The sequence below is a fragment of the Nonomuraea sp. NPDC001684 genome (genome assembly GCF_053596515.1).
Genome location: NZ_JBSFGJ010000595.1, coordinates 1 through 4,714 on the forward strand (window position 1 = coordinate 1; position 4,714 = coordinate 4,714).

The following is a 4,714-nucleotide window of genomic DNA, read 5'->3' on the forward strand; positions in this document are numbered from 1 at the left end:
GCCCGGTCTCCCGCGCGGGGGCGGCCTGGGCGGGGCTGGCCGCCAGCACCATCCCGGCGGTCAGGGCGACGGCCGAGGCGTTCTTTCCAAGCGTCCGGATGTTCATGGCGTAAGCATGATCCAGACGCGGTTCCGCGGTCAGTCGCGGCTGTCATCGGCTGCGCATGACAGGAGTCATGAACCGTCCCGCCGCCCGTGCCGGCGGGCGGGCGCGTCAGGACGCTCGGCGGGCCTGTCCGAGGCCGCGGACCAGCTCGGCGAGCGTTTCCTCGTCGGAGCCGAACGTGATGCGGACATGCGTGTCAGGAGCGTGCATGTCGGCGCCGCGCACGGTCGCGATGCCGTTCCGCAGGAGTGCGCGGTCGATGGCGGCCGGGGTCTCACCAAGGCGTGAGCAGTCGGCGAGCAGGAAGGCGCCGCCCGTGGGCCGTACGGGCGGCGGGAAGCCGCTCGCGGCGAGGCCGTCGCAGACGAGGTCGCGCTTGGCCTGGTAGGTGGAGAGCGCCAGGTCGAGCCAGTCGCGTGGGCCGGTGAGTGCGGCGACCGCGGCCCGCTGCGGAACCACCCCGCAACACACCGCCTCCCACTCGAAGCGGCGGTTGAGCGCGTCGATGACGGGTGGCGGCGCCAGGACGTAGCCGAGCCGCCAGCTCGCCAGCGCGTAGTACTTGCTGAGGCTGGTGACGGTGACCAGGTGCGGCCAGCGGTCGGCGAACGCCTCCACCGGGTGGTAGCGGTGGCCGTCGTACGTGAAGTGCTGCCATGAGTCGTCGGAGATGACGAGGAGCCCGTGGCGGGCGGCGAGGTCCACCACGGCCGCGAGGGTCGCGGCGTCGGGGAGATAACCCGTCGGATTGGTCGGATTGCACAGCAGCACGGCCCGGCTGCGGCTGGTGACGGCGGCCTCCAGGCCGGCCAGGTCGAGCGCCCAGCCGTCGCTCTCGCGGGACGGGACGCCGACGGGCGTGGCGCCGGCCTCGCGGATGGCGCCGTCGAAGAAGTAGGTGGGGGTCGGCACGATCACCTCGTCGCCCGGTGCGAGCACCGTGCGCAGCACGAGGGAGAGCCCCTGCATCGCTCCGTGGGTGATCAGCAGGCGGCGCTCGGGATCGACGCGCAGGCCGTGCTCGCGCTCCAGTTCGGCGGCGATCGCGGCGCGCAGTTCCGGCAGGCCGCGGGTGTCGCGCGGGTCGGGGAGGTCCATCGCGCCCGCCACCGCCCGCCGTACGTGCTCGGGCATGGGCAGGATCGGGGCGCCGACGAGCGGGAGCATCCGCACGCCGTCGCGTGCGCCGCGCTCCGCGCGGGCGCGGGTGCTCATCGCCCCCAGCGCCGGGAAGTCGCTCGCGGCGGGAAGGGACCAGGAGTTTCGCTGCATGGAACGAAGCATCGCACACTGAGATATCAACAACAAGAATAAATATCTCTACCCGATGCATGGCGGCCGAACTGCTGTATCAACACTGTGAATTGGTATTCTGGCGCGATGTCCGACATCCATGGCGTGGTCAGCGGAACGCCGCACATCCCCGCGCTGCTGCTGGTCGGCACCGACGAGACCGGCCTCGACCGCACGAGCCAGGCCTACCGGGCGATCAGGCGCCAGATCATCGACCTGACGCTGCCGCCCGGCAGCAGTTTCACCGAGACGTCGCTCGCCGAGCAATGGCGGATCAGCAAGACGCCGGTGCGCGAGGCGCTGGCCCGGTTGCGGCGCGACGGGCTCGTGACCGCCCTTCCGCGCGCGGGCTACGTCGTCAGCCCGATCACGCTGCAGGACACCGACGCTCTGTGCGCGCTGCGGACGCTGCTGTCCGGCGAGGCGGCCGCCGCCGCGGCGCGTCTCGGAGTCACGGCGCCGGCGCTCGAACGACTCGAAGCGCTGTCCAAGGTGCCCATCGCGCTCGCGGCGGGCGCCGGTGACCGCGCGGGCCTCGACGGCGGCGTGCGCCTCGGCCGCCGACTCCAGGGGGAGCACGTTGCCGACCGTGGGACTCAGGCGGCCGGCCGCGGCCAGCTCCAGGGCCTCGCGGGCCAGCTCGCGCGGGTCGGCCGAGGGCCAGGCGACGGCGGTCACCCGGGGCTCGGGGGTGGTCATGGGGCCGCCGGCCATGCCGTACACGCTGAGCCGGCCGCCGTCCTTCAGCAGGTCCTGTGCCTGGGCGCCGATCTCGCCGCCCACGCCGTCGAAGACGACGTCCAGGCCGCCGGTCGCGGCGCGCACCTCCTCGGCCCAGCCCGGGGCGGTGTAGTCGACCGTCAGCTCGGCGCCGAGGCGCGCGGCCAGGTCGCGCTTGGCGGCGCTGCCGGCCGCGCCGACCACCAGCGCCCCCGCGGCGCGGGCGAGCTGCACCAGCAGGCTGCCCACCCCGCCGCCGGCCGCCTCCACCAGCACCCACTCGCCGGGCCGCGGCGCGGCGGCGCGGACCAGCCCCACGGCGGTGCGCCCGTCGGCCAGCAACGCCACGGCCTCGCGCGGCGACAGCCCGGCGGGCACCGGGATCAGGTCCTTGGCGGCGGCCACCGCCAGCTCGGCGTAGCCGCCGTACCCGCCGAGCGTGGTGACCACCAGGGAGCCCGTCAGCGCCGCGGGCACGCCCTCGCCCACCGCCAGGACGGTGCCCGCCACCCCGTTGCCCAGGACCGCGGGCAGCTCGGCCGCGCGCGGCCCGCGTCCGGCGCGTACCTGCGTCTCGACGAACGTGACGCCCGCGACGGCCACCTCGACCAGCACCTGACCCGGCCCCGGGGCGGGGTCGGGCACCTCCTCCACCACGAGCGATCCCGGGCCGCCGAGCTCCCGCAACACCACCGCACGCATGACAGACCTCCTTAATCGGAGCGATCCGCTCCGGAAAGAACCGTATATCGGAGCGCAACGCTCCGCAATATCCTGTACGGCATGGCAGGACGCGGCAGGCAGGCCGAGGCGGCGCGGAACGATCTGCGGCTGCTCCAGGCGGCCCACGAGGTGTTCACGACCCAGGGGTTCGACGCGCCGGTCTCGGCCATCGCCAGGCAGGCGGGCGTCGGCATGGGCAGCCTCTACCGGCGCTACCGCACCAAGGAGGAGCTGCTCCAGCGGCTGTGCCTGATCGCCATGGAACGCGTGGTCGACAACCTGGAGTCGGCCCTGGCCGAGCCCGACCCGTGGACCGGGCTGGAGGCGTACGTGCGCGCCTGCGTCGCCGGCCGCTCCGGCGCGCTGGCCCCGGTGGCGGGCACGATCGAGGTCACCGACGAGATGTGGCGCACCTCCCGCCGGGCCACCGAGCTGGCCGGCACCCTCGTCGCCAGGGCCCGCGAGGCCGGCGCGCTGCGGCCCGACGTGACCACGCTCGACGTCTCGCTGCTCATCGAGCAGTTCAGCAGGCCCGCCCCCGGCCCGCCCAGCGAGGAGCACCAGCGGGTCAAGGAGCGCCTGCTGGCCATCGCGCTCGACGGCCTGCGCGCCCCCGGCGCGACCCCGCTGCCCGGCGAGCCACCGAGCGCCGAGTGGTACGAAGGACGCTGGCGGACCTCCCCGTAGGTCTACGGTGGGACGGTGGCCTTCAATGACCTGCTGAAAGACCTCCAAGACAGCGCCGGAGCACAGGCCGCGGGCATCAGGCGCGGCTACGGCGGCCCGCCCGCCCGGACGATGAGCGTGCGCTCCGGCCCGGCCCGGTTGCGCTGCGCCTCGCTGCTCAAGCCGCTCTACGCCTGGGTGGCCGCCGACCACATCGACGACGCCGACCGCTGGCGCCGCCACGCCGAGCCCGCCGTGGTCGTCTCCTCCAACGCCGACACGCTCAGCCTCTGGCTGTCCATCGGCCCCCGCGTGCTGCTGGACGACCTCTACCGGCGCACCGGCGTACGGTGGGCCCAGCCGGGCGGCGACCCGTCGCGCTTCGGCTCGGTGGAGGTCTCGGCCGAGGAGGTCGCCGCCGCCTACGCCGTGTTCGCGCAGGCCGCGGCGGCGGGCGACCCGGTGGCGGCCACCGTCCTGGCGTGGATGCGGCAGGTGGCGGGCGAGCAGACGTTCGGCGCCCGCGAGGCGCTCGGCTCGCCCGAGGCCGGCGTCAAGTGCGGCTGGTACGGCGCCCCCGACGAGACCTGCCTGCGCACCCACGCCGTCGCCGTCCTGCCGCGCGGCGGCACCCGGGCCACCGTGGTCGTGGCGATGACCGCGCTGCCCTACACCGGCGAGCGCGACCGCGAGTCCTACCACGCCCGCATCGCCCAGGGGCTGCCGGTCGAGTCCGTGCACGAGGGCCTGGCCGGGCCGCTGCTGCGGGGTCTGATGTCCACCACGCTGGCCGAGCTGGGGCACAAGCCCCGATAAGGTCGTGATCGTGCTGATCACAGTGCTGGGCGGATGCGGGGCTTGGCCGGCGGCGGGCCAGGCGTGCAGCGGTTATCTCATCGAGCACGACGGGTTCCGCGTGCTCGTCGATCCCGGCTACGCCACGCTGCCGCGGCTGCTCGAAACGACGCCGGCCGAGCGGATCGACGCCGTCCTGGTCAGCCACGGCCATCCCGACCACTGCTCCGACCTCAACCCGCTGCTGCGCGCCCGCGCCCTGGGCGACGCCCCGCCGGCCGCGCTGCCCGTGCACGCGCCGCCCGGCGCGCTCGACGCCGTGCTCGCGCTCGACCGGCGCGGCATGCTGGCCGGCAGCTTCGAGCTGCACGACCTGGAGCCGGGCGCGCCGCGCGTGATCGGCCCCTTCCG

At 74.7% G+C, this 4,714-nt stretch carries 4 protein-coding genes and 2 pseudogenes; 4 read left to right on the forward strand and 2 right to left on the reverse strand.

Annotated features, from left to right (window positions below; translation table 11 throughout):
• Positions 1-214: 214 nt before the first annotated feature.
• Positions 215-1,378: a pyridoxal phosphate-dependent aminotransferase gene (locus tag ACWCSD_RS48030; RefSeq protein ID WP_397159842.1), complete on the reverse strand. Its 1,164-nt coding sequence runs from the start codon at positions 1,376-1,378 to the stop codon at positions 215-217.
• A gap of 108 nt (positions 1,379-1,486) precedes the next feature.
• On the opposite strand from ACWCSD_RS48030, the pseudogene ACWCSD_RS48035 reads away from it, so the two are divergent.
• A pseudogene (locus ACWCSD_RS48035) lies at positions 1,487-1,699 on the forward strand (GntR family transcriptional regulator); the annotation flags it as partial.
• Between the two features lie 228 nt (positions 1,700-1,927).
• Here ACWCSD_RS48035 and ACWCSD_RS48040 read toward each other — a convergent pair.
• Positions 1,928-2,821: pseudogene (locus ACWCSD_RS48040) on the reverse strand (zinc-binding dehydrogenase); the annotation flags it as partial.
• Between the two features lie 81 nt (positions 2,822-2,902).
• Here ACWCSD_RS48040 and ACWCSD_RS48045 point away from each other — a divergent pair.
• The 3 genes from ACWCSD_RS48045 to ACWCSD_RS48055 all read left to right on the forward strand — a co-directional run.
• A complete protein-coding gene (locus ACWCSD_RS48045) occupies positions 2,903-3,529 on the forward strand; it encodes a TetR/AcrR family transcriptional regulator (RefSeq protein WP_397161744.1) in 627 nt (208 codons plus the stop codon).
• A gap of 15 nt (positions 3,530-3,544) precedes the next feature.
• Positions 3,545-4,324 carry a hypothetical protein gene (locus ACWCSD_RS48050; protein ID WP_358294714.1) on the forward strand — a complete coding sequence of 260 codons (780 nt, stop codon included), beginning with the start codon at positions 3,545-3,547 and terminating at the stop codon, positions 4,322-4,324.
• A gap of 10 nt (positions 4,325-4,334) precedes the next feature.
• Positions 4,335-4,714, forward strand: a 380-nt coding sequence (locus ACWCSD_RS48055; RefSeq protein WP_449925745.1) for an MBL fold metallo-hydrolase, incomplete at its 3' end; no start/stop codon positions are given.